The 24,114-nt window shown below is 70.5% G+C and carries 18 protein-coding genes; 13 read left to right on the top strand and 5 right to left on the bottom strand.

Annotated elements, in window-relative coordinates; genetic code table 11:
• Nucleotides 1-174 precede the first annotated feature (174 nt).
• Entirely contained in the window at nt 175-906 is a 732-nt protein-coding gene (locus INP57_RS27060; protein WP_200073188.1) for a MerR family transcriptional regulator, read from the bottom strand.
• A gap of 235 nt (nt 907-1,141) precedes the next feature.
• Here INP57_RS27060 and INP57_RS27055 point away from each other — a divergent pair, with 235 nt between their 5' ends.
• The 9 genes from INP57_RS27055 (at nt 1,142) to INP57_RS27015 (ending at nt 14,996) form a co-directional block, all read left to right on the top strand.
• Nucleotides 1,142-2,299, top strand: coding sequence for a CaiB/BaiF CoA transferase family protein (locus INP57_RS27055; protein WP_200073187.1), 1,158 nt, complete (start codon nt 1,142-1,144; stop codon nt 2,297-2,299).
• Between the two features lies 1 nt (nt 2,300).
• On the top strand, nt 2,301-3,443 hold the full coding sequence (locus INP57_RS27050) for an acyl-CoA dehydrogenase family protein (protein WP_200073186.1): 1,143 nt from the start codon (nt 2,301-2,303) through the stop codon (nt 3,441-3,443).
• Nucleotides 3,444-3,812: 369 nt separating this feature from the next.
• Nucleotides 3,813-4,973 (top strand): alkaline phosphatase family protein, encoded by a 1,161-nt coding sequence (locus INP57_RS27045; RefSeq protein ID WP_200073185.1) that lies wholly within the window; start codon nt 3,813-3,815, stop codon nt 4,971-4,973.
• Nucleotides 4,974-5,286: 313 nt separating this feature from the next.
• Nucleotides 5,287-6,801 (top strand): FAD-linked oxidase C-terminal domain-containing protein, encoded by a 1,515-nt coding sequence (locus INP57_RS27040; RefSeq protein ID WP_200073184.1) that lies wholly within the window; start codon nt 5,287-5,289, stop codon nt 6,799-6,801.
• Nucleotides 6,801-8,051 (top strand): FAD-binding oxidoreductase, encoded by a 1,251-nt coding sequence (locus tag INP57_RS27035; RefSeq protein ID WP_200073183.1) that lies wholly within the window; start codon nt 6,801-6,803, stop codon nt 8,049-8,051. The genes INP57_RS27040 and INP57_RS27035 overlap by 1 nt, the downstream gene beginning before the upstream one ends.
• On the top strand, nt 8,051-9,466 hold the full coding sequence (gene glcF, locus INP57_RS27030; protein ID WP_200073182.1) for a glycolate oxidase subunit GlcF: 1,416 nt from the start codon (nt 8,051-8,053) through the stop codon (nt 9,464-9,466). The genes INP57_RS27035 and glcF overlap by 1 nt, the downstream gene beginning before the upstream one ends.
• A 226-nt stretch (nt 9,467-9,692) precedes the next feature.
• Nucleotides 9,693-11,282 (top strand): L-lactate permease, encoded by a 1,590-nt coding sequence (locus INP57_RS27025; RefSeq protein ID WP_200073181.1) that lies wholly within the window; start codon nt 9,693-9,695, stop codon nt 11,280-11,282.
• 226 nt (nt 11,283-11,508) lie between these two features.
• Nucleotides 11,509-12,723 carry an acetyl-CoA C-acetyltransferase gene (locus INP57_RS27020; protein WP_200073180.1) on the top strand — a complete coding sequence of 405 codons (1,215 nt, stop codon included), beginning with the start codon at nt 11,509-11,511 and terminating at the stop codon, nt 12,721-12,723.
• A gap of 53 nt (nt 12,724-12,776) precedes the next feature.
• The gene (locus tag INP57_RS27015; protein WP_200073179.1) at nt 12,777-14,996 is read left to right on the top strand and encodes a 3-hydroxyacyl-CoA dehydrogenase NAD-binding domain-containing protein; all 2,220 of its coding nucleotides are present in this window, start codon (nt 12,777-12,779) and stop codon (nt 14,994-14,996) included.
• A 294-nt stretch (nt 14,997-15,290) separates the two neighbouring features.
• On the opposite strand, the gene INP57_RS27010 is transcribed toward INP57_RS27015, so the two are convergent.
• Both INP57_RS27010 and INP57_RS27005 read right to left on the bottom strand, forming a co-directional pair.
• A complete protein-coding gene (locus INP57_RS27010) occupies nt 15,291-16,232 on the bottom strand; it encodes a hypothetical protein (protein ID WP_200073178.1) in 942 nt (313 codons plus the stop codon).
• A gap of 255 nt (nt 16,233-16,487) precedes the next feature.
• Complete coding sequence (locus tag INP57_RS27005; protein WP_200073177.1) at nt 16,488-17,108, bottom strand: TetR/AcrR family transcriptional regulator; 621 nt, start codon at nt 17,106-17,108, stop codon at nt 16,488-16,490.
• Nucleotides 17,109-17,210: 102 nt separating this feature from the next.
• Between INP57_RS27005 and INP57_RS27000 the strand changes: the two genes are divergently transcribed.
• The 3 genes from INP57_RS27000 to INP57_RS26990 all read left to right on the top strand — a co-directional run bounded on the left by INP57_RS27000 (nt 17,211) and on the right by INP57_RS26990 (nt 20,133).
• Entirely contained in the window at nt 17,211-18,716 is a 1,506-nt protein-coding gene (locus INP57_RS27000) for a flavin-containing monooxygenase (protein WP_200073176.1), read from the top strand.
• A 131-nt stretch (nt 18,717-18,847) separates the two neighbouring features.
• Nucleotides 18,848-19,648, top strand: coding sequence for a DUF6319 family protein (locus INP57_RS26995; RefSeq protein ID WP_200073175.1), 801 nt, complete (start codon nt 18,848-18,850; stop codon nt 19,646-19,648).
• Nucleotides 19,649-19,725: 77 nt separating this feature from the next.
• Nucleotides 19,726-20,133 (top strand): hypothetical protein, encoded by a 408-nt coding sequence (locus INP57_RS26990; protein ID WP_200073174.1) that lies wholly within the window; start codon nt 19,726-19,728, stop codon nt 20,131-20,133.
• Nucleotides 20,134-20,142: 9 nt separating this feature from the next.
• Here INP57_RS26990 and INP57_RS26985 read toward each other — a convergent pair whose 3' ends face one another.
• A complete protein-coding gene (locus tag INP57_RS26985) occupies nt 20,143-20,514 on the bottom strand; it encodes a hypothetical protein (RefSeq protein WP_200073173.1) in 372 nt (123 codons plus the stop codon).
• A gap of 315 nt (nt 20,515-20,829) precedes the next feature.
• Here INP57_RS26985 and INP57_RS26980 point away from each other — a divergent pair, with 315 nt between their 5' ends.
• Complete coding sequence (locus INP57_RS26980; RefSeq protein ID WP_233628372.1) at nt 20,830-22,881, top strand: transglycosylase domain-containing protein; 2,052 nt, start codon at nt 20,830-20,832, stop codon at nt 22,879-22,881.
• Between the two features lie 230 nt (nt 22,882-23,111).
• Here INP57_RS26980 and INP57_RS26975 read toward each other — a convergent pair whose 3' ends face one another.
• Complete coding sequence (locus INP57_RS26975; protein ID WP_307850309.1) at nt 23,112-24,053, bottom strand: CPBP family intramembrane glutamic endopeptidase; 942 nt, start codon at nt 24,051-24,053, stop codon at nt 23,112-23,114.
• Nucleotides 24,054-24,114: the final 61 nt, after the last annotated feature.

Raw genomic sequence — 24,114 nt, 5'->3', positions numbered from 1 at the left:
TGCGTGTCGGCGTTCCGTGGGTTCTTCCGCTGCCAGGACGAAACGTTCCCGCATTCAGGTTGAATCGGCGAGCGCCTGATCCGCCGCGCCGTGGTCGCGGCGGATGCGGTGGAAGGTCTCGTCGACGGGGAGCGGTTTTCCCACAGCCCGCGGAAAACGGGCGGTAAGTCCGTTTTATTCGGGTTCCCGAACGTGCTCGCGGATCACGTTGTTGACCGCGTTCTGGAAACCGTTGACCAGGACTTGGATGGTCAGCGGCCGCAGCTGGTCGGTGGCCTCCCGCACCCGCTCGCGCTCCTGCTCCGGCCTGCCCCGCTCGACGTACGGGCGCAGCACGTTCGCGGCGAACAGCTCGCGCAGTTCGACGGCGATCTGCGTGGTGTGCCGGTCCACGATGTCCTTGGCCCGCAGCAGCATCTCCAGCGGCAGGCCGAGGTCGAGGATCTGCAGCCCGACCCCGAGCATCGCGGTGTTCGGCAGCCGCACGTGGTCGAGCCCGTCGCCGGTCCGCTCCAGCACGCCCAGCGAGATCAGCTGCTCGACGAGATCGTCGTCGAGGTGCCGCCCGGCGCGCTGGTTCAGCTCGTTGCGGGAGAGGTCCTCGGTCTGATCACTGGTCCACGGCGCCAGCAGCGCCCGCTGCAGCGCGAGGTCCTCCGGCGTGGCGTCGTCCGGGATGCCTTCCAGGTGCCGTTCGATCGCGGAGAGGGTGAACCCGAGCGTCTGCAGCTCGCGGATCAGGTCCAGCCGGGCGAGGTGATCGGCGCCGTAGAGTCCGAGACGCCCGCGCAGGCGCGGTGGTGGGATCAGTCCGCGCGACGAGTAGAAGCGGACGGTGCGCACGGTGACTCCGGCGCGGGCGGCCAGTTCGTCGATGGTCAGCTCTTCGTCCGCTGTTCGGAGCATAGTGGGACACCTTACTCCTTGACCTCTGTGACACCAACGATGTAACACTAACTGCGTCGTAAATGTTCTGTCGTCGGACTCGGCGGGTGCCGGGCAGCGGAACCGCAGGCGCCCCAGCGGGTTCCCGGACAGGTACCGGCAACCGTCGATCCGCGTGGCCGGACAGCGGCGAGGTCGGACAACGGTGTCGAAGACGGGCTTGCGCGGCGACGTCGCCGCGGGCGGAGGTGCAGGCGTGACGGCAGAGGGACACGGCGGACCGCCGGCGGGACAGAACGGCCCCTTGGCGGGCGTGCGCGTGGTCGAGCTGGCGGGCATCGGCCCGGCACCGTTCTGCGCGATGCTGCTGGCGGACCTGGGCGCGGACGTGGTGCGCGTCGGGCGCCCCGGCGGCGGACCCGGCGAGCACGACCTGCTCGACCGCGGCAAACGCGCGATCTCGGTGGACCTCAAGCACGAGCGCGGTCCGGCATCGGTGCTCGCGCTGGCGGAGCAGGCCGACGTGCTGATCGAAGGCTTCCGCCCCGGCGTGGCCGAACGCCTCGGCGTCGGTCCGGAGCAGTGCTGGGAGGTCAATCCGCGGCTGGTCTACGGCCGGATGACTGGCTGGGGCCAGGACGGGCCGCTGGCCTCGAACGCCGGGCACGACGTCGGCTACATCGCGCTGACCGGCATGTTGCACGCGATCGGCCGCAAGGGCGGGCCGCCGCAGGTGCCCGCGAACCTGCTCGGCGACTTCGGCGGCGGTTCGCTCTACCTCGCGGTCGGTGTGCTGGCTGGGGTGTTGCAGGCGCGTGCAGGCGGGCGGGGCCAAGTGGTCGACGCGGCGATCGTGGACGGCGCGGCGCATCTCGGCTCGATGCTGTTCGGGATGGCCAACGCGGGTGCCTGGAACACCGAGCGCGGCACGAACCTGCTCGACACCGGTGCCCCGTACTACGACGTCTACGAAACTTCCGACGGCGAGCACATGGCCGTCGGTGCGCTGGAACCGCAGTTCTACGCGGAACTGCTGGAACGCCTCGGGCTCACCGGGCAGGTCCCGGACCGCGACGATCCGGCGAACTGGCCGGAACTGCGCAACAAGCTCGCCGAGGTCTTCGCGCAGCGCACCCGCGCCGAGTGGACCGAGGTTTTCGACGGTTCGGATGCCTGCGTCTCTCCGGTGCTTTCGATGACCGAAGCGGCCGACCACCCGCACCTCAACGCCCGCGGAACGCTGGTGCGCCCGGACGGCGTGCTGCAACCGGCCCCGGCGCCGCGGTTCTCCAGCACCCCGACCCCGCCGCCGCGCCCGGTGCCGTCGCCGGACGCCGCGGTGCTGGCGGACTGGCAGGTCCGCGGGGCGGACGATCTGCTGTCCTCCGGCGCGATCCACGGAAAGGAAGCGTGACATGCGCAGGGAACTGTTCGAGGCCGAGCACGAGGCGTTCCGCGAGACCGCCAGGGCCTTCATCGCCAAGGAGCTGCTGCCGCACCAGGAGGAGTGGGAGGCGGCGGGCGTGGTCAGCCGCGACGCCTGGCTGGCCGCGGGCAAGCAGGGCCTGCTCGGCATGGCCGTGGACGAGGAGCACGGCGGCGGCGGAGTCGACGACTTCCGGTTCAACGTCGTGTTCGACGAGGAGCTGGTCAACGCGGGCATCAGCGGCTTCGGCGTGCCGGTGCACAACGACATCAACATCCCGTACCTCACCCGGTTGGCCACCGAGGAGCAGAAGCGGCGCTGGCTGCCCGGCTTCTGCAGCGGCGAGATCATCACCGCGATCGCGATGACCGAACCCGGAACCGGCAGCGACCTGCAGAACATCCGCACCACCGCGATCCGCGACGGCGACGAGTACGTGCTCAACGGCTCGAAGACGTTCATCTCCAACGGCATCAACGCCGACCTGGTGATCGTGGCCGCCAAGACCGACCCGGACGCCGGCGCGCAGGGCGTGAGCCTGCTCGTGGTCGAGCGCGGCATGGCGGGCTTCGAGCGCGGCCGCAACCTGGAGAAGATCGGGCAGAAGTCGCAGGACACCGCCGAGCTGTTCTTCAACGACGTGCGGGTGCCGGCGGCGAACCTGCTCGGCGAGCAGGGGCAGGGCTTCATCTACCTGATGCAGAACCTGCCGCAGGAGCGGCTGTCCATCGCGGTGGCCGCGGTCGCCGCCGCGGAGCGGACCCTCGAGGACACCAAGCAGTACTGCCGCGAGCGCACCGCGTTCGGCCGTCCCATCGGCAAGTTCCAGAACACCCGGTTCGAGCTCGCGGAGATGGCGACCGAGGTGCAGATCGGGCGGGTGTTCGCGGACCGCTGCGTGCAGCTGCACCTGACCGGTGAGCTCAGCGTCGAGCACGCCGCGATGGCCAAGTGGTGGCTGACCGAGCTGAACAAGCGGGTCGTGGACCGCTGCCTGCAGCTCTACGGCGGCTACGGCTACATGATGGAGTACCCGATCGCGAAGGCGTTCCTGGACTCGCGGGTGCAGACGATCTACGGCGGGACCACCGAGATCATGAAGGAGATCGTCGGCCGCTCCCTGGACATCTGAGAAACTTTTTGAATTTGTTTTGCGTAGGTGCCCGGGTAGCGGAACCTCACCGGCCTTCTCGCGGTGGGATCGATTTCTGACGTATGCCCATACGCGGCGAAATCGCTGTCCTCGCGAGAAGACCGCTGAGAACCCGCCGGTGGTCCGGTTGCTCAGGTGGTTAGTGCTCAGCGGCTCCGCCGCTGACAAGACAACGACAAGAGAACGGCACCACACGGACCTGCGATCGAAGTACGGCGATCCTTCGTCCCGGCAAGATCGGATGCCGGGGTACCGCACTCGGAAGATTCCGCTCGCGACCCTTGCGCGGCGGGTCATGCTTGTCGTCGAAGACGGCGGCTCGGGCCCGGTGGGCACGGAAGGTGCGGCATGGATTGGATGGTCACCCCCGGCAAGGACGGCGCGCTCTCCGAGGTGCTGCCGTCGGTGCTGGCCGCGCTGGGCACCGCGGGTTTCACCGACTCGCTGGGGATTCCGCGGTGCCGCGCCGCGGCGGTGCTGCTGGTCGACGGCCTCGGCTGGGAGCTGCTGCGGGAACACGCCGCGGACGCGCCGTTCCTCGCTTCGCTGGCGGTGCGCGAGCCGATCAAGGCCGGTTTCCCGACGACCACCGCCACCAGCATCACCTCGCTCGGAACCGGGCTGCGGTCCGGTGCGCACGGCGTCGTCGGCTACACCTTCGCCGAACCGTCCGGCGGCCTGCTGCACCCGCTGGCGTGGGCGACGCACGGCACCGTCCGCGATGCGCAGGGCCACCGGCGCAGCCTGCTGGAGACCTGGCCGCCGGAGACCGCGCAGCCGCAGCCGACGATGCTGGAACGCGCCGCCGACGCCGGGGTGCGCGTCCGCGCGATCGCGCCCGCGGAGTTCCGGGGCACCGGGTTGACCCGGGCGGCGCTGCGCGGCGGCGAGTTCCGGGGCGTGCGCGCGCTCGGCGACCTCGGCGCCGAGGTCCTCGCCGCGCTGCAGGAACCGGCCCCGGTGCTGAGCTACGCCTACCACGGGCACCTCGACCTGGTCGGGCACGGCCACGGGCCGGGCTCGCTGCCGTGGCGGTTGCAGCTCGCGCAGGTGGACCGGCTGGTCGAATCGCTGGCCGAACGTCTTCCGGAATCGGCCTCGCTGCTGGTGGTGGCCGATCACGGCATGGTCACCGTCGACCCGTCCGAAGCGCTGGACGCGGACACCTCGCCCGCGCTGTCCGAGGGCGTGCGGCTGCTGGGCGGCGAGCCGCGCGCCCGGCACGTCTACACCGAACCGGGCGCCCGCGCGGACGTGCTCGAGACCTGGCGCGCGGCGGTGGGGGAACGGGGCGCCGTCGTCACCGGTGAGCAGGCCATCGACGAAGGCTGGTTCGGCTCCGAGGTGGCCGACGAGGTGCGCCCGCGCATCGGCGACGTGCTGGCGGTGCTGCGGGAGTCCGCGGTGATCCGGTCGGTGGCCGAGCCCGGTGAGTCCTCGCTGCGCGGGCATCACGGTTCGCTCACCGCCGCGGAGCAGTTCGTCCCGCTGCTGGTGGCGCAGGGCTGATCGCCGAACGTGCGCTGCTCCGGTGAGCGCGCCGGGTCCAAGAGCGGACGTCCTCCGTCGGACCGGGCGGTTTCGTCCGTCCCGGCCGTGCGGCGCAAGATGCGTGCAGGCTGGCGTCCGGTCGGCAGGCCCTTCCCGGCAGTACCTGAGCGATTTCGCGGCGGCCCGAGGTCAATGGTCCGGGGCACAATGAAGGTCCAGCGGGAGGCAGCTTGTCGGCCTCTTGTATCTATGCGGTCGACAACCTAGAGTTCCCGTTGCCCGGAACGGTGTTTCCGCAGAGCGGAAGTCCTCATTGCTGAGGAGGCTGACCATGTCGACCAGCGCTGCAACCCCGAGCCCGGGGGCGACCGCGGCTGACGCCCCGGCGGCCGACCTGGACCGGTTGGTCCGCCGGTTCCGCGCGGTGCTGCCCGCGGAATCGGTGATCACCGACCCGCAGCGGCTGCGCACCTACGAATGCGACGGCCTGGCCAGCTACCGGGTGGTGCCCGCGGTGGTCGTGCTGCCCGCCGACACCGAGCAGGTGCGCGAGGTCGTCGCGGCCTGCGCCGAGCAGCAGGTGCCGTTCGTGGCCCGCGGCTCCGGTACCGGGCTTTCCGGCGGCGCCCTGCCGGACGCCGAAGGCGTGCTGATCGTGACCTCGAAGATGCGCCGGATCCTGGAGATCGACGTCGCCAACGAGCGCGCCGTGGTGGAGCCGGGCGTGATCAACCTCGACGTGACCACCGCCGCCGCGCCGCAGGGCTACTACTTCGCCCCCGACCCCTCCAGCCAGCAGGTCTGCTCCGTCGGCGGCAACGTCGCGGAGAACTCCGGCGGCGCGCACTGCTTGAAGTACGGGTTCACCACGCACCACATCCTGTCCCTGGAGGTCGTCACCCCGGACGGCGATGTCGTCGAACTCGGCGGCGCCGCGCGCGAAGCGCCCGGATACGACCTGCTCGGCACCTTCATCGGCAGCGAGGGCACGCTCGGGGTGGTCACCAAGATCACCGTCCGGCTGCTGCGGAAACCCGAGACGGTGCAGACGCTGCTGGCCGGTTTCCGCACCACCGACGACGCGGGCGGCGCGGTCTCGGCGATCATCGGCGCCGGCGTCACCCCGGCCGCGGTGGAGATGATGGACGCGCTGTCCATCGAAGCCGCCGAACAGGCCGTGGCCTGCGGATACCCGGAAGGCGCTGGCGCGGTGCTGGTGGTCGAGCTGGACGGCCCGGTCGCCGACGTCGAGCACACCTTCGACGAGGTGCAGCGGTACTGCCGCGAGCACGGCGCCTTCGAGATCCGCGTCGCCGCCGACGACCACGAGCGGGCGATGATCTGGAAGGGCCGCAAGTCCGCGTTCGCCGCGGTCGGCCGGATCAGCCCGGACTACATCGTGCAGGACGGGGTGATCCCGCGGACCGCGCTGCCGGAGGTGCTGGGCCGCATCGCTTCGCTGTCGGCCGAGTCCGGGGTGCGGGTGGCCAACGTCTTCCACGCCGGGGACGGCAACCTGCACCCGCTGGTGCTGTTCGACGAAGCCGAGCCGGGCGCGGCCGACCGCGCCGAAGAGGTCTCCGGCGCGATCCTCGACCTGTGCATCGAGCACGGCGGCTCGATCACCGGCGAGCACGGCGTCGGCGCCGACAAGGTCAAGTACATGGGCCGGATGTTCACCGCCGACGACCTGGACACCATGCAGCGGGTCCGCTGCGCCTACGACCCGGCCGGGATCTGCAACCCCGGCAAGGTCTTCCCGACTCCGCGGCTGTGCGGCGAGGTGCCCGGCCCGCGCCGCGGTGTGCACCCGTTGACCGAGGCAGGATTGGCGGACCAGTTCTGATGACCGAGACCAGCGCTTCCGCGCCCACCGCGCTCACCTCCGCCGTCGGCTACGACCGGATCCGCCGGGCCGCAGCGGGCGACGAGATCGCGGGCGTGCTGCCGTCCTGGGTCGCGTCCGCGTCGAGCACCGAAGAGGTCTCCGCGATCCTGCGGGCCGCCGACGAGCACGGGCTTTCGGTGGTGCCGAAGGGATCCGGCAGCAAGCTCGACTGGGGCGCCGCGCCGCGCTCCGCGGACGTGCTGCTGGACGTCTCGCAGCTGCGCGGGGTGGTCGAGCACGCGGCCGGTGACCTCGTGGTCACCGCCAAGGCGGGCACCCCGCTGGCCGAGGTGCAGGCGGCGGTTTCCGAGGCGGGGCAACAACTTCCGATCGACCAGCCGCTGCCGTCGGCGACCCTCGGCGGGGTGGTGGCCACCGCGACCTCCGGGCCGGGGCGGCACTTCTTCGGCGGGGTGCGCGACCTGCTGATCGGCATCACCGTGGTGCGCGCCGACGGCACTGTGACCACCGCGGGCGGCAAGGTCGTCAAGAACGTCGCCGGCTACGACCTCGGCAAGCTCTACACCGGTTCCTACGGCACCCTCGGCGTGATCACCGAGGTGGTGTTCCGGCTGCATCCGCTGGCCGACGAGCACCGGTGGATCCGCAGCGTCCTGGACGGTCCGCAGGAGGCCGCCGAGACCGTCGCCGCGCTGCGGCGCTGCCAGGAGATGCCCACCGCCATCGAGCTCGACAGGTCCGAAGTGGACGGACCGATCACGGTGTGCGCGCAGCTGGAGGGGCGACCCGCGGCCACCCACGAGCGCGCCGTCCGGCTGGCCGGTGAGATCGGCGGGGAAGTGCTCGAGCGCGCGCCCGAATGGTGGGGGCGGTTCCCGGCCGAGCCGGACGGCAACGCGCTTCGGCTCGGCGTGGAGCCCGCAGCGCTGGCCGAGCTGCTGACCTTCGCCGAGCACGCCGCGCAGGACTCCGGCGTGCCGCTGACGCTGCGCGGTGCCGCCGGGCTGGGCGTGCTGCACGCGGGGATTCCGTCGAGCTGCGAGCCGAAGCTGCTCGGCTCGCTCGTGGAGGGATTGCGCCAGCAAGCCGAATACGCCGTGCTGCTGCGCGGAAATCCCGCCGCGCGCGAAGCCATCGACCCGTGGGGGCCGCAGCCGATCGGCGTGCAGACGCTGCTGCGCCGCGTGAAGGACCAATTCGATCCCGGGCACCGGCTCGCACCCGGTCGTTTCGTGGGAGGAATCTGATGACCGAGACCCCGGCGCACTCCGGAGTGCCGAACGATCCGGGCGCGCCTGCCGAAACCGGCGCCGCGGCCGATCCGGGCCGTCCGGTGCGCCCCGACCACACCGACGTGCTCGGTGCGTTCGACGAGCACCACCCGCCGCAGCAGAACCTCATCGACGATTGCGTCCACTGTGGATTCTGCTTGCCCGCGTGCCCCACCTACGACCTGTGGGGCGAGGAGATGGACTCGCCGCGCGGACGCATCTACCTGATGAAGGAAGGCCTCGAGGGCGAGCCGATGACCGACGCCATGGTCGGTCACATGGACAACTGCCTGGGCTGCATGGCCTGCGTGACCGCGTGCCCGTCCGGGGTGCAGTACGGCACGCTGATCAACGAGACCCGCGCGCAGATCGAGCGCAGGCACGAGCGCGGCCGCTGGGAGAAGCTGCTGCGCACGGCGATCTTCACGGTGTTCCCGTACCCGCGGCGGCTCAAGGCGATGCGCGGACCGCTGGCGCTGTACCAGAAACTGCGCGTCAGTTCGCTGCTGCGGCGCACGGGACTCACCGACAAGCTGCCGCCGCACCTGCGCACCATGGAGTCGCTGGCGCCGCCGATCAGCCGCGCCCCGAAGCTCGGGCGGCGGATCCCCGCGCGCGGGCAGCGGCGCGCCACCGTCGGCATGATCACCGGCTGCGTGCAGAGCGCGTTCTTCCCGGACGTCAACGCCGCCACCGCCCGGATCCTGTCCGCGGAAGGTTGCGACGTCGTGATCCCGCCATCGCAGGGGTGCTGCGGCGCGCTGAGCGAGCACTCCGGCCGCGAGGAAGAGGCGCTGAAGTTCGCGCGGAAGCTGCTGGACACCTTCGAGGAGTCCGATGTGCAGCACATCGTGATCAACTCGGCGGGGTGCGGTTCCACGCTCAAGGAATACCCCCGGCTGCTGCGCGACGACCCGGAGTACGCCGCGAAGGCCGAGCGGTTCGCCGCGAAGGTGCGCGACATCGCGGAACTGCTCACCGAACTCGGCCCGGTCGCCGAACGGCACCCGCTGCCGGTGAAGATCGCTTACCACGACGCCTGCCACCTCAGCCACGGCCAGGGAATCCGCGCCCAGCCGCGAGATCTGCTGCGCGGCATCCCCGGTGTCGAGCTGCGCGAGATCAACCGCGGTGAGCTGTGCTGCGGCTCGGCCGGGATCTACAACCTGCTGCAGCCGCAGGCGGCGGAGGAACTCGGCAACCGCAAGGCCGCCAACGTGCTCGACACCGAGGCGAGCCTGCTGGTGACCGCCAATCCGGGCTGCTCCATGCAGATCCGCACCGCGCTGGAACGCCGCGGCGCCGAGCTGCCGATGGCGCACACGGTGCAGGTGCTCGATGCCGCGATCCGCGGTGTGCCCGCGGAAAAGCTGCTGGCCGCGAGCGGCTGAGGCCGCTTCGCGAACAGAATTCAGCGGTTTCGGCCCCGGTCGCGGCGAAGGCGCCCGGGACCGGCTCCGAAGCCCGGCACGGCGGTGACCCGCCGACCGTCCACGGTGCACCGCAAGGCGGTCCGGTGCACTCGCCCGAACTTCTCGAAACGCCCCTACCACCGGTGAGTCCGCGCGGATATCGTCGCGGCCTCGACACGCTGGCCCGCGCCACAAGGGAGTGGTTGTGTACCAACAGATCCTGGACCCGCTGTTCGGCTCCCTGGGCCTGAGCGCGCTGGCCGCGGCATTGCCGCTGCTGGTGCTGTTCGCGCTGCTGGGCTTCGTGCGGATGACCGCGTGGAAGGCGTCGCTGATCGCGCTCGCCGTTTCGCTGGCGGTCGCGGTGTTCGTCTACCCGATGCCGGTCGACCAGGCGCTGCTGTCGGCCACGCTCGGCGCCGCGTTCGGCTTCTTCCCGATCCTGTGGATCGTGATCAACGCGATCTGGATCTACCAGATGACCGTGACCACCGGGCACTTCGACGTGCTGCAACGCAGCTTCTCCCGGGTCAGCGGGGACCGGCGGATCCAGGCGGTGATCATCGCGTTCTGCTTCGGCGCGCTGCTGGAGGCGCTGGCCGGGTTCGGCACCCCGGTCGCGATCACCACCGTGATGCTGCTGGCTCTCGGGTTCGGCCCGATCACCTCGGCCGTGGTCGCGCTGGTGGCCAACACCGCGCCGGTCGCCTACGGCGCGCTGGCCTCACCGCTGGTGACGCTGGCCAGCGTCACCGACATGCCGGTGGAGCAGCTCGGCGCGATGACGGGCCGGCAGACGCCGGTGCTCGCGGTGATCGTGCCGCTGGTGCTGGTCGGCATCATCGACGGGTTCCGCGGCATCCGGGAAACCCTCCCGGCCACGCTGACCTGCGGGATCACCTTCGGCGTCGTGCAGTTCGCCGCGGCCAACTACGTGTCGGTGCCGCTGACCGACATCATCGCCGCGCTGGTCGCGGCCGGGGCCACCGTGCTGCTGATGCGGGTCTGGACACCGCGCGGCGCCGAGGAGGTCGCGGCGGGCACCGACAACCGCGCCGAAATCCTGCGGGCCTACGCGCCTTACCTGATCGTGATCGCGGTGTTCGTGATCGCCCAGCTCGGACCGGTCGCCGACCTGCTCGACGCGGTCACCGTCAAGTTCGGCTGGCCGGGGCTGGACATCCGCGAACCCAACGGCGAAGCGCTGTCGCTGACCGACTTCAAGTTCGACTGGCTCTCCAGCGCCGGGACGCTGCTGCTGATCGCCGGGATGCTGACCGTGCCCGCCATCGGGATCAGCGCGCGCGGCGCGCTCGGCCGCTACGGCGCGACCTACAAGCAGCTGGCGTGGCCGATCGTCACCGTGATGACGGTGCTGGCGATCGCGTACGTGATGAACACCTCCGGGCAGACCGCGACGCTGGGCACCTGGATGGCCGCGGCGGGCGGGCTGTTCGCGTTCCTCTCGCCGATCCTCGGCTGGCTGGGCACCGCGGTGACCGGCTCGGACACCTCCTCGAACTCGCTGTTCGGGGCGTTGCAGGTCACCGCGGCCGAGAAGGCCGGGATCGAGCCGATGCTGGCGGCCGCGGCGAACGGTTCCGGCGGGGTGCTGGGCAAGATGATCTCGCCGCAGAACCTCGCGATCGCCGCTGGCGCGGTCGGCATGAGCGGGCGCGAGGGCGACATCTTCCGCCGCGTGCTGCCGTTCAGCATCGGGTTCCTGCTGCTGCTGTGCGTGCTGGTCGCGCTGCAGGCGACCCCGGTCCTCGGGTGGATGACCTGGGGCCTCTGAACATCTGTTGAGCTCGTTTTGCAGAACAGACAACACCGGAGCCGAACGCAGGTTCCGAGACGGCCTCTGAGAAACGGATCCGGGCTGTCGCTCGTTCGACCGGGGCAGGGGTTTTCCGGCGCAAGCTGCGGGGAGACCCCGCCCACTCCGGGTCACCATTGACTATGACAGTAATGGTGTAACACTCTGAGTGGAGTACCGGCCGCAACGAGGAGGCACGTCGCCCATGTCCGAGGCGTTCGTCTACGACGCGATCCGCACCCCGCGCGGTCGCGGCAAGCAAACCGGATCGCTGCACGGGACCAAACCGGTCAGCCTGGTCACCGGCCTGATCGATGAGCTGCGCCGCAGGCATCCCGGCCTGGACCCCGAGCTGATCGACGACGTCGTGCTCGGCGTGGTCTCGCCGCTCGGCGATCAGGGCGGGGACATCGCCAAGACCGCCGCGATCGCCTCCGGCCTGCCGGACACCGTCAGCGGTGTGCAGCTCAACCGGTTCTGCGCCTCCGGGCTGGAGGCGGTGAACTCCGCCGCCCAGAAGGTCCGCTCCGGCTGGGAGGACGCGGTGCTGGCAGGCGGCGTGGAATCGATGTCGCGGGTGTCGATGGGCTCCGACGGCGGCGCATGGGCGATGGACCCGGAGACCAACCTGGCGACCTCGTTCGTGCCGCAGGGAATCGGCGCCGACCTGATCGCCACCCTGGAGGGCTTCGACCGCGGCACCGTCGACGCCTACGCGGCCGAGTCCCAGACGCGGGCGGCGAAAGCCTGGGCGGACGGCCGGTTCGCCCGCTCCGTTGTCCCGGTCAAGGACCGCAACGGCCGGACCGTGCTGGACCGCGACGAGCACATCCGCGCGAACACCACCGCGGACAGCCTCGGCGGGCTCAAGTCCTCGTTCGCCGACATCGGTGAGATGGGCGGCTTCGACGCGGTCGCGCTGCAGAAGTACCACTGGGTCGAGCAGATCGACCACGTGCACACCCCCGGCAACTCCTCCGGCATCGTCGACGGTGCCGCGCTTGCGCTGATCGGCAGCGAGGGCCTGGGCGAGCGCACCGGCCTGCGCCCGCGGGCGCGGGTGCTCTCGGCAGCGCTCAGCGGCGCCGATCCGACGATCATGCTCACCGGCCCGGGGCCCGCGGTGCGCAAGGCGCTCGGCAAGGCCGAGATGAGCATCGACCAGATGGACCTCATCGAGATCAACGAGGCGTTCGCCGCGGTGCCGCTGCGGTTCATGCGCGAGTTCGGCGTCCCGCACGAGAAGGTCAACGTCAACGGCGGCGCGATCGCGATGGGCCACCCGCTCGGCGCCACCGGCGCGATGATCCTCGGCACCCTGCTCGACGAGCTGGAACGCCGCGAGCAGCGCTACGGCCTGGCAACTCTGTGCGTCGGCGGTGGCATGGGCATCGCCACCGTCATCGAACGCCTCAGCTGAACCCGGACGCTGCGGCCGCGCGCCGCGCCCGAACCCGCAAAGGACTTCCTCGCATGAGTGATCAGAGCACCATCCGCTGGGAGCAGGACAACGACGGCGTCGTCGTGCTCACCCTGGACGACCCCCAGCAGCAGGCGAACACGATGAACGAGCGCTACGTGCGCTCGATGGACCAGACGCTGGACCGGCTCGAAGCCGAGCGGGACGGCATCACCGGCGTCGTGCTCACCTCCGCGAAGAGCACCTTCTTCGCCGGCGGCGACCTGCACGACCTGATCCGCGTCCGCCCGGACAACCTCGAGCAGTTCGCCGAGACCAGCAACACCACCAAGCGGCAGCTGCGCCGCCTGGAGACCCTCGGCAAGCCGGTGGTCGCCGCGCTCAACGGCACCGCGCTCGGCGGCGGGCTGGAGATCGCCCTGGCCTGCCACCACCGCGTCGCGCTGGACGGGCCGAAGATCCGCTTCGGCTTCCCCGAGGTCACCCTCGGCCTGCTGCCCGGAGCGGGCGGTGTGGTGCGCACCGTGCGCATGATCGGCATCGCGGACGCGCTGCTGGGCGTGCTCACCCAGGGCCAGCGGCTGCGTCCGGGCAAGGCCAAGGACATGGGCCTGATCGACGAGGTCGTCGCTACCGACGCCGAGCTGCTCACCCGCGCCAAGGAGTGGATCAAGGCCAACCCGGAGGCGGCCCAGCCCTGGGACACCAAGGGGCACAAGATCCCCGGCGGCACCCCGACGAACCCGAAGTTCGCCGCGAACCTGCCCGCGTTCCCGGCGAACCTGGCCAAGCAGCTCAAGGGCGCCCCGCTGCCCGCGCCGAAGAACATCATGGCCGCGGCGGTCGAAGGCTCCCAGGTGGACTTCGACACCGCGCTGGAGATCGAAGGCCGCTACTTCGCCGAACTGGCCGCCGGACAGACCGCGAAGAACATGACCAAGGCGTTCTTCTTCGACCTGCAGCACATCAACTCCGGCGGCAGCAGGCCCGACGGGTACGAGACCTGGAAGGCGAGCAAGGTCGCCGTGCTCGGCGGCGGCATGATGGGCGCGGGCATCGCCCACGTCTGCGCCCAGTCCGGGATGCAGGTGCTGCTCAAGGACGTCTCGCTGGAAGCGGCCGAGAAGGGCAAGGCGTACTCCGCGAAGATCCTCGGCAAGGCCGTGGACAAGGGCCGCAAATCCGCCGCGGAGCGCGACGAGGTGCTCGCCCGGATCACCCCGACCGACCGCAACGACCAGCTCGAAGGCTGCGACCTGGTGATCGAGGCCGTGTTCGAGAGCACCGAGCTCAAGCACCGGGTCTACAGCGAGGTCGAGGACGTGATCGACGGTGACGCGCTGATCGCCTCGAACACCTCCACGCTGCCGATCACCGGGCTGGCCGAGGGGGTGCGCCGCCGGGAGGACTTCATCGGCCTGCACTTCTTCTCCCCGGTGGACAAGATGCCGCTGGTCGAGATCATCTGCGGTGAGCAGACCAGCGATCGCGCGCTGGCCAGGGCGTTCGACGTGGTCCAGCAGATCAACAAGACCCCGATCGTGGTCAACGACAGCCGCGGGTTCTTCACCAGCCGGGTCATCGGCACGTTCCTGAACGAGGGCGTCGCGATGCTCGCCGAAGGCGTGCACCCGGCGTCCATCGAGCAGGCCTCCAGCCAGGCCGGTTTCCCCGCCCCGGTGCTGCAGCTGTTCGACGAGCTCACGCTGACCCTGCCGCGCAAGATCCGGGAGGAGACCAAGCGGGCCGTGGAGGCCGAGGGCGGCACGTGGGTTCCGCACCCGGCCGAGGGCATCCTGGACCGGATGGTGGACGAGTTCGAGCGCACCGGCCGGGCAGGCGGCGCCGGGTTCTACGAGTACACCGACGGCGTCCGCGGCGGGCTGTGGCCCGGGCTGGTCGAGCACTTCGGCGCCGGCTCCGGCGATCCGGCCGCGGTCGAGTTCGACGACCTCAAGGAGCGGCTGCTGTTCATCCAGGCCGTCGAAACCGTGCGGTGCCTGGACGAGGGCGTGCTCAAGTCGGTGCCGGACGCCAACATCGGCTCGATCTTCGGCATCGGGTTCCCGGCGTGGGCCGGGGGAGTGGTGCAGTACGTCAACGGCTACCCGGGCGGGCTCGCCGGCTTCGTGGCCCGGGCGAACGAGCTGGCCGAGCGCTACGGCGAGCGGTTCGTGCCGCCGGAGTCGCTGGTGCGCAAGGCCAAGGCCGGGGAGCGCATCGACCTCGGCGAGCCGGATGCCGAGGTCGTCGGAAACACCTCGGCCGCCTGATCAGCGCTTGAATACTTGTCGTTGAGCTCGTTTTGCGTGGGTGGTCGCTTAGCGGAACCTCGGGCGCCGTCTCGCTGCGGGATCTCCTCCTTAAGTAGCGCCCTACTCGGCGTCGGAGCTGTCCTCGCGAGACGACGCCTGAGAACCCGCCGATGGTCGGTTTGCGCAGGTGGCGGAAGCGGCTGACGCCGCTTGAAAGTAGCCAACACCCAGAGCCGAACCTAGGTTCAAAGGCAGGCGCTGAAAAGGGCGCCGGACCGCAAGTCGGTCCGGCGCCCTTTCGCGTTGGTCGCCTCAGCGCTGCGGCAGCTCCGGCAGCGCGTCGGTGGCGTGGCCCGCCGCCGAGCCGAGTTCGCCCGCGAGCGGCAGTTCGCCGGAGGCACCGCGCACGGTCCGCTGCGCGGTCGAGGCCGCGTCGCCGATCGGGGTCTGCTCGGCGACGTCCTGCGCGCCGGAGACCACCTCGGGCGCCTTCGGCAACCCGCCCGCGACGCCGTTGACGACCTGCTCGGGAGCCGAGGTCAGCTCGTCGGCGTGCGTCATGCCGGTGGCCGCCTTCGCGCCGGGCAGCACTTCGGAAGCCTTCGGCAGCCCCACCGCGGGCTCGTCCGAGACGAGCGGGTTGTTCCGCACCACCGGTTGCAGGGCCTTCTCCGGGCGGGCCATCGGCCCGACCGTGTAGCCGTGCACGACGTCGGCCGAGACGGCGGTGTCCGCTGTGGACACACCCTCGTGGGTCTTGCCGCGCGGGCCGATCTCGCCGCGCAGGAAGCTGCCTTCGGGATCGTGCTGCTCGACCAGGCCGGTGTGCTCGGGCTGCACGTCCAAGCCGACGTTCGGCCGGGTCTTGGTCATCCCCAGCAGGCGGTCCTTCTCCAGCCCGACGTGCTGGGCGACTCCGGCGAGCTTGGCGTTCGGCGGCTGCCCGTCGCGGAGTTCACCGGCCGCGCCGTGCGTCGTGCGCACGATGTCGGTGCCGACCTGCTTGACCACGTTCGGCGCGCTCGCGTGCAGGTCCGCGTCCACGCACGGGGCCTTGGTGCTGTTGAACTCGGGCGCCTCCTGGGCGCGGCAGGCGTCGACCGGCGCGCGGAAGCCGATCTCGTCCGGGACCGAGGACAGGTCCGGCTCGGTCAGGTCGGGTGCCGTGGCCGCTCCGGCGGTACCGGCCCCGGCCGCGGCGAATCCCGCGGCCACGACGGCGGCTTGCCAGGTGCGCGTGGTCCAGGGGCGCAAGATCAGTTCTCCTCGATGTCGCTAATGGGGAGGTGATCCCCGGCCCGGCATCGGGGTGCGGTGCCGGGACGGGGACCTGGTGTCGTCCGGCGGCGGCCCGGGCGGGCTGCGGCGGCCCGGACGCATCGGCGGACGATCAACGCGCACCACATCGGCGGCCTCGCGGAAGATCTTGACCCCGTGAGCGGGTACGCCCCTCGATCGAGTGAGTTCGGAATTCTGCCCTGGCGGCGATCGCTTCGCGGAGTTACGAGATCACGCGGGTGGCACCAGGCTGGGGCTGATCAGGGCCATGAGGTGCTGGGTCGCCCGCTCGGCGGTGATCTCGGTGCTGCGCTCCCGCCACAGCGCGAGCCGCTCGCAGGCGCCGATGATCGACTCCGCGAACGCTTCGAGGCGCTCCGGGTCCAGATCCGGGCGGGACGCCTCCAGCAGCCGCGCGGTCAGCCCGGTCTGCTGCGCGCGGGTCTCCTCCACCGCCGAGTCGACCGAGGCGCTCGGGATCGCGGCCTCGCTGCGCAGCAGTGCCCACGCCTGCGCGTGATCGTCGCTGAACCGGAAGAAGGCCAGCAGGCAGTCGTGCAGCAGCGTCTCGTTGTCCGCGGCGTTGGCGGCGGCGACCGTGGTGGCGTCGAGCAGTTCGCGGCGCGCACGCTCGACGCACGCGATGAGCAGGCCTTCTTTGGAGCCGAAGTATTCGTAGAGCATCGGTTTGGACAGCCCGACGCGCTGCGCGATGTCGTCCATGGACGAGGCTTGGTAGCCGCTGCCCGCGAAGACCTCTTCGGCCACGGCGAGGATCTGCTGCTCGCGTTCGGCACGGGGGAGGCGCTTGCGGGGGCCGTTGGTCGTGGAGGTCGCATGCTGCGCGTTCACGACGCAAACCCTACCGGTCGCCGAGCTGACCCTACCGTTGGTAACTTACTCATAGTAGGCTGCCTTCCGGGCAGGCCGGACGCCGAACAGGGAGGACCGCCAATGGCACCCACGCCAGAGCCACAACGGGCACCGCGGCACGACACGTCGGTGATCATCGTCGGTACCGGCTTCTCCGGGCTCGGCACCGCGATCAAGCTCAAGGAAGCCGGCATCGAGGACTTCGTGGTGCTGGAGAAGGACCACGACCTCGGGGGCACCTGGCGGGACAACACCTACCCGGGCTGTGCCTGCGACGTCCCCTCGCTGATGTACTCCTTCTCGTTCGAGCAGAACCCGGAGTGGTCCCGGCTGTTCGCCGAGCAGCAGGAGATCTCCGAATACCTGCAGCGCTGCGCGGACAAGTACGGCATCCGCGAGCACATCCACTACGGCGTCGAATTCACCGGCAGCGAGTACGACGAATCGACCCGCAGCTGGCACGTGGCCACCGCCGACGGGACCGAATACGTCGGCAAGGCGCTGGTCATGGGCGTCGGCGCGCTGCACATCCCCAGCTACCCCGAACTCGACGGCATCGAGCGCTTCCAGGGCGAGGTGTTCCACTCCGCGCAGTGGAACCACGACTACGACCTGCGGGACAAGCGGGTCGCCGTGGTCGGCACCGGCGCCAGCGCCATCCAGTTCGTGCCGCGCGTCGCCGAGCAAGCGGGCAAGTTGCACCTGTTCCAGCGCACGCCGCCGTGGATCCAGCCGAAGCCGGATCAGGAGATCCCGCACAGCGTGCGCAAGTGGTTCCGCCGCGTCCCGGGGCTGCAGCGGGCCGCTCGCACCGCGGTGTACTGGGTGCTGGAGTTCCGCTCGGTCGCGGTGCTGCGCAGCAAGTGGCTCGGCAAGGTCTCCGAGCACCTGGCCAAGCGCTACATCCGGCGCGCGGTGAAGGACCCGGCGACCCGCGAAGCGGTCACGCCGAAGTACGCGATGGGCTGCAAGCGCATCCTGCTCTCCAGCGACTACTACCCGGCGCTGAACCGGTCCAACGTGGACCTGCGCACCGACGGGGTCGCGGAGGTGCGGGAGAACTCCGTGGTCTCCGGGGACGGTCAGGAGCACCCGGTGGACGCGATCATCTTCGGCACCGGGTTCCACGTCACCGACGCGTTCGACCACCTCGACGTGGCCGGGCGCAACGGCTACAAGCTCCGGGACGCCTGGAAGGACGGGATGCAGGCGCACCTGGGCATCACGGTCTCCGGTTTCCCGAACATGTTCTTCCTGCTCGGGCCGAACACCGGGCTGGGGCACAACTCCGTCGTGTTCATGATCGAGTCGCAGATCAACTACGTGCTCAGCTGCCTGCGGCCGATCCTGCGCGGCGACGTCGACCAGGTCGACGTGCGCCAGTCGGTGCAGGACGAGTTCAATGACCGGATCCAGCACCAGCTCTCGGACGCGGTCTGGTCCGCCGGCGGGTGCCAGAGCTGGTACCTGGACGTCAACGGCGTGAACCGCACGGTGTGGCCCGGTTTCACCTGGAACTACTGGCTGCGCACCCGCAAGGCCGACCCGGCGGACTTCGAGATCACCGCGGGTGCGGGGCGGCGTTGAAGCTTCGCACGGCAGTTCGATATACTGTGCGGGTTCGTTGCCGCCACCCCCGGTGAGGACAGCGCGGTCCGGGTCTCAGCTGTTCGGGCCGCAGCTCTCCGACTCGGGGGCACCCTGAGCTGGGGGCTGTCATGTCCAAGGCCCGCGCGTTGTCCACCGACGAGATCCGCGGACTCCGGGAAGAGCTGTCCGGTGGCGGCACGCCGACGGTGTGGTTCACCGCTTCGGCGGTCGGCGTCCCGGAGGGGCGGTCCGGCAAGGTGATCGCGCTCGACGAGCCCGCCGAGGGCGATTTCATCCAGGTCCGCCCGGCCGGGTCGAAGGACGTGCTCTCGTTCTCGGCGGCCGAGGTCACGCTGGTCAAGCCGCCGCGCAAGCGCAAGGAGCCGGAGCAGGCGGGGGCGAAGGCGACGAGCCCGGCCAGCACCGGTTCGGCCGGTGTCGCCGCCGCGTCCGGTGGCGGTCCCGCGTCCGGCGGCGGGGCTGCCGGTTCGGGCAAGGCCGGGGAGAGCGCGACCGGTGCCGGGAGCAAGCCGACGACGCAGCGCGATGGCTCCGCCAAGGCGGGCAACGCCCCGAAGACGGCCGCGAAAGCGCCGGCGTCCGCGAACTCGCAGGCCGCGGACCAGAAGGCCGTCGGCAGTGCCGCGCGGCGCAAGCCGAAGTCGCCGGCGGGCGCCACCGTGGTGCTCACCGCGGACGAGGCCGGGCAGTGGAACGTCGAGGTCAGCACCGGCAAGAAGCGGGTGCTGCGGCCCACGCCGGTGACCGCCTCCGCGGTCGCGCAGGCGGCCAAGTCGCTGCACTCCGATGTCGCAGCCGCGGTGGAGCCGCTGCTGGAGGCCGCCCGCGATCAGCAGCGGGACCGGGTCGAACAGCTGCAGCGGGAGCTGGCCGAGGCGCAGCGCAAGCTGGACGAACTCGCCGATTGATCCCGCGGGCGGGCGCGCCTGCGGATCGGGGCCCCGCTGCGCACATCGCTGCCGGGAAGCTCTCTAGAATCGGAATCGTGAAGCGCAAGCTGCTGACCCCGCGTTGGATGGCGCTGCACGCCCTGTTCGTCGTCGCCACGATCGCGACGGGTTTCCTGGCGGTGTGGCAGTGGGACCGCGCGCACGACGCCGGCGGCAGCTTCCAGAACCTGGGCTATGCCTTGCAGTGGCCGCTGTTCGGCGTGTTCACGGTGTGCCTGTGGGTGTGGCTGATCCGGATGGAATCGCGCGCCGGCCCGGACGCCGAAGCCGCGAAGGCGGATCTCCCGGACGAGTCCGGCGCGGCGGCCGCTACGCCGAGCACGCGACGCCGCCCGCTGGTGCCGCCGCCCGCGTCCTCGGTCGACGAGGACGAGGACCCGGAACTGGCGGCCTACAACCGCTACCTCGCCGAACTGGACGAAGCCGACCGGCGGGACCGCTGAGCGCCGCGCTCAGTTGAACGTGATGTCCCCGCGGATCTCGTTGGTCTGCACCAGGTTGCGCACGTCGCCGGAGTTCTGGTTCACCACGTGACCCGAGGCGGTCATCTCCTTGTGCACCTCGCCGCCCGCTTCGCGCAGCTGCTCGCGGAAGTCCGGATCGTCCCCGGCGACCCGGTCGAGCCGTTCGGCCAGCGCGGTGATCTGCGGGCGCTGCGCACCGGGCGCCTCGGCGGCCTCCAGCGCGGCCAGCGTCTCGGTGTCCTCGCTGCGCCTGCGCAGCAGTCCGCGCACCTTTTCCAACGCGCTCTTCGCCGCGGCCCCGAGTGCGACGGCGGCCTGACCGCCGAGGGCGGTCGCCAGGGAATCAAAGAACGGGTCCATCGGCTCCTCCGCTTCGGCTCGAAGTGACCAAGTGTAGTCGATCGAGCACGTGGTCCGGCGCATTCCGGCGTATCGGCCTGCGAGTACGTTTTCCCCGCGGTGCGGGGGAGAACGCCGCCGCGCTGATCGGCCGCGGCGACCGATGTGATATCAACGAAAGGACCGGCGAGGCACCCGGGAAGAGCCGATCTCGGTCGGGCTGCCGGACCGCCGGGGCCGCCTGGTCCGAGCATCGGGCCTGCGCTCCCGGTGCAGATCGAGCCTTCGCGACGTGTGGTGATTGGGGCTGGAGTGCGCAGCGGCGTGCTGTTGAAGATGTTCGGGCTGTGCGTCCTGGCCGGTGTGCTGGTGGCGTTCCTGATGATGCCGATGGCCTCCGGCGCGGGCGCCGTGGTCAACCAGACCACCGACGCGATGGCGAGCATGTCCAGTTCGCTGGCCAAGCGCGACATGCCGCAGGTCTCGACGGTGACCGACCGGGACGGCAAGCCGATCGCGCACTTCTTCAAGGACTACCGCGTCGAGACCAAGCCGGAAGAGGTTCCGGAGAACATGAAGTCCGCGATCACTTCGGTCGAGGACAAGCGGTTCTGGAACCACGGCGGCGTGGACTGGCAGGGCACCATGCGCGCGATGGCCAGCAACGCGGGCGGCGGTTCCACCCAGGGCGCCTCCACGATCACCCAGCAGTACGTGAAGAACTACCTGGTGCACGTGGTCGCCAAGAACGAGGTCGACGCCGAGCGGGCCAAGGAGACCACCATCGCCCGCAAGCTGCGCGAGGCGAAGATGGCCGTCGAGCTCGAGCGGACCATGACCAAGGAGGAGATCCTCACCGGTTATCTGAACGTGGTCCCGTTCGGCAACCAGACCTTCGGCATCGGCGCCGCGGCGCGGACCTACTTCAACACCACGCCGGACAAGCTGACCGTGTCGCAGTCCGCGCTGCTGGCCGCCATCGTGAACCAGCCCGGCTCGCTGAACCCGGAGACCAATCCGCAGGACGCGATCCAGCGCCGCAACACGGTGATCGACCTGATGACCGATCCGCACAACCGGTACGTGCTCACCAAGGAGGACGCCGAGAAGGCCAAGGCGGAGCCGCTGGGCGTGGCCTCGCCGCTGGGCCGGCCGCCGAACGGCTGCGTCGGCCTCGGTGACGGCACCACCGACGGGTTCTTCTGCGAATACCTGCGGGACTACCTGGAGAAGTCCGGCATCGACGACGACAAGCTGGAAACCGGCGGCTACACGGTGCGCACCACGCTGGACCGCCGTGCCAGCGACGCTGCCAAGCAGGCCGCCGAGAAGCAGGTGCCGACGCAGACCGAAGGCATCGCCAACGCGATGGCCGCCGTCGAGCCCGGTGACAAGCACCAGGTCCGTGCGCTGGTGGCGAACCGGGACTTCGGCAACAACCCGAGCGCGGGCCAAACCGCCTACGACATCGTCAGCCGGGTGCAGCCCTTCGGCGCGGGCTCGATCTACAAGGTGTTCACCGCCGCTGCGGCGATCAACCAGGGCAGGAGCATCTTCGACACGATCGACGTGCCACCCAGCTACACCTCGCAGGTGTTCAAGAACGGCACCGCGCCGTACACGGTGAGCAACGCCGAGGGGGTGCAGCCGGGGCCGCGGACGTTGCAGATGGCGCTGGCGACCTCGCCGAACACCGCCTTCGTCAAGCTCGAGGAGCAGGTCGGGCTGAACAACGCCGTGGACATGGCCTCGAAGCTCGGGCTGCGGCAGGGCATGAACGGGGTGAACAGCAGCGGCAGCACGCTCGACGAGGACGGTTCCAACGGCCCGTCGCAGGCCGAGGCGGTCAAGCGCAACAACCGCGGCGCGTTCACCCTCGGCTACACGCCGACCAGCGTGCTGGAGCTGTCCAACGTCGCGGCGACGATCATGAGCGGTGGCAAGTGGTGCCCGCCGACGCCGGTCGAAGAGGTCACCGACCGCAACGGCAACCCGGTGCCGCTGAAGGAAGCGCCGTGCGAGCAGGTGATCTCGCCGCAGGTCGCGGGTCAGCTGGCGCAGGGCATGAGCCTGGACGACAAGGTCGGTACCTCGAAGCAGGCCGCGCAGGCCGCGGGCTGGAACCGGCCGCTGATGGGCAAGACCGGGACCACGCAGGAGCACAAGTCGGCCGCGTTCCTGGGTGCCACGCCGCAGATGGCCGGTGCGGTGCTGACCTACGCCGACGGTTCCAGGCCGCGCGGGATCTGCGACAGCGGCGGCGACGCACCGCCGTTCCTGTGCGGTGAGGGCAACATCTACGGCGGCAAGGTCCCGGCGCGGACCTGGTACGACGCGATGATGCAGGTCCACGCGCCGCTACCGGTCGTGCCGCTGCCGGGAGGCTGACCGGCCGGGTGATCCGTCACGAAGCACCCCGCTGCGGAGAGTTCCGCGGCGGGGTGCTTTTGCGTGCGTCGGAATCGCTCACCGGCTGCCGCCGACCGAGGCGGAAACGTCGTGCTGCGAACGTTCCCCGCGCGGAGCGGTCCTGCGCGCTCGCCGACCGCCCCGGAAAGCCTTGGCACCGGCCGACATTCAGGGAGATGGTCGGGGTAGGCGCCAGCGCCCGGATCACCTCAGCGGCGGCTGAGGCGCCGGACGCCGCGCGAAATGCCCGCGCTCTGCTGCGGCAGCTCGACCGGCAGTTTCCGCAGCAGCGCCAGCACCAGGATCGCGAGCGCGAGCACTATCCAACCGGACCAGCCGAGCAGTCCGGTCGTGACGCTGTCGACCGGGCTCCCCGCCGCGCTGAACAGCAAGCCGAGCCCGGCCGCGGAGTTGAGGAAGCCGTGCGCGATCGCGGCGGGCCACACGCTGCGCGACGCCAGCCGCAGCCAGCCCAGCAACGCGCTGGTCAGCACGCCGTAGCAGCCCATCATGATGAACGCGACGACGATCGGAGCGCTCGGGTAGTTGTAGCCGAGCACCAGCAGCGGCCCGTGCCACAGCGCCCACAACACGCCGGTGATCAGGAAAGCCGCGGGCTGGCCGAGCGGCAGCAGCGCCCGCGTCAGGTAGCCGCGCCAGCCGAGTTCCGCGCCGAACGCCGGGATCACGTTCAACCACCCCAGCAAGAACACCTGCAGCAACTGGTCCAGCGCCAGCTGTCCCGGCGTGATCCCCTCGGCAGGCCCGTAGGTCTCGGCGAGCCCGGAGAACCCGAACCAGTCCGCCCGGTACACGCCGAGCATCCAGCCGACCACCAGCGCCAGCAGTGCCAGCACCGCGGGCCCGAACCAGGCGATCAACGCGTATCCCCACCAGCGCCGGAATCCGCCTTCGCTGGTGATTCCCAGCTCCCTGGCGATCGAATCGCGCGGACTGATCCACTTTTGCACGACGATCCCGGCCAGCGCGGGCGCGGACATCATCCCGAGGATGATCACCGGTGCCCAGCCGGAGGTGAGTCCGGTACCGGTCAGGAACAGCGGGATCGTCAGCGGCCAGGCCACCAGGTAGCTCAGCCCGACGAAGCTCACCGTCCCGCGGACGTCGACGTGATCGTGTTCAGCGCTCACTCCTACATCTTGCCAAGGCGAGGCGGTCGAGCCGCTGTGACGTGCGAGGCGGTCGAGCCGC

The organism is Saccharopolyspora galaxeae (assembly GCF_016526145.1).
GTDB classification, from domain to species: domain Bacteria; phylum Actinomycetota; class Actinomycetes; order Mycobacteriales; family Pseudonocardiaceae; genus Saccharopolyspora_C; species Saccharopolyspora_C galaxeae.
The sequence above is the reverse complement of the archived record's forward strand: the minus strand, read 5'-3'. Positions and strand labels throughout refer to the sequence as shown.

Bases quoted from the DNA above. Each gene is read 5' to 3' on its own strand.
- INP57_RS27060 (WP_200073188.1), bottom strand. From the start codon at position 906: ATGCTCCGAACAGCGGACGAAGAGCTGACCATCGACGAACTGGCCGCC.
- INP57_RS27050 (WP_200073186.1), top strand. From the start codon at position 2,301: ATGCGCAGGGAACTGTTCGAGGCCGAGCACGAGGCGTTCCGCGAGACC.
- INP57_RS27045 (WP_200073185.1), top strand. From the start codon at position 3,813: ATGGATTGGATGGTCACCCCCGGCAAGGACGGCGCGCTCTCCGAGGTG.
- INP57_RS27040 (WP_200073184.1), top strand. From the start codon at position 5,287: ATGTCGACCAGCGCTGCAACCCCGAGCCCGGGGGCGACCGCGGCTGAC.
- INP57_RS27035 (WP_200073183.1), top strand. From the start codon at position 6,801: ATGACCGAGACCAGCGCTTCCGCGCCCACCGCGCTCACCTCCGCCGTC.
- glcF (WP_200073182.1), top strand. From the start codon at position 8,051: ATGACCGAGACCCCGGCGCACTCCGGAGTGCCGAACGATCCGGGCGCG.
- INP57_RS27020 (WP_200073180.1), top strand. From the start codon at position 11,509: ATGTCCGAGGCGTTCGTCTACGACGCGATCCGCACCCCGCGCGGTCGC.
- INP57_RS27015 (WP_200073179.1), top strand. From the start codon at position 12,777: ATGAGTGATCAGAGCACCATCCGCTGGGAGCAGGACAACGACGGCGTC.
- INP57_RS27000 (WP_200073176.1), top strand. From the start codon at position 17,211: ATGGCACCCACGCCAGAGCCACAACGGGCACCGCGGCACGACACGTCG.
- INP57_RS26995 (WP_200073175.1), top strand. From the start codon at position 18,848: ATGTCCAAGGCCCGCGCGTTGTCCACCGACGAGATCCGCGGACTCCGG.
- INP57_RS26985 (WP_200073173.1), bottom strand. From the start codon at position 20,514: ATGGACCCGTTCTTTGATTCCCTGGCGACCGCCCTCGGCGGTCAGGCC.
- INP57_RS26980 (WP_233628372.1), top strand. From the start codon at position 20,830: ATGTTCGGGCTGTGCGTCCTGGCCGGTGTGCTGGTGGCGTTCCTGATG.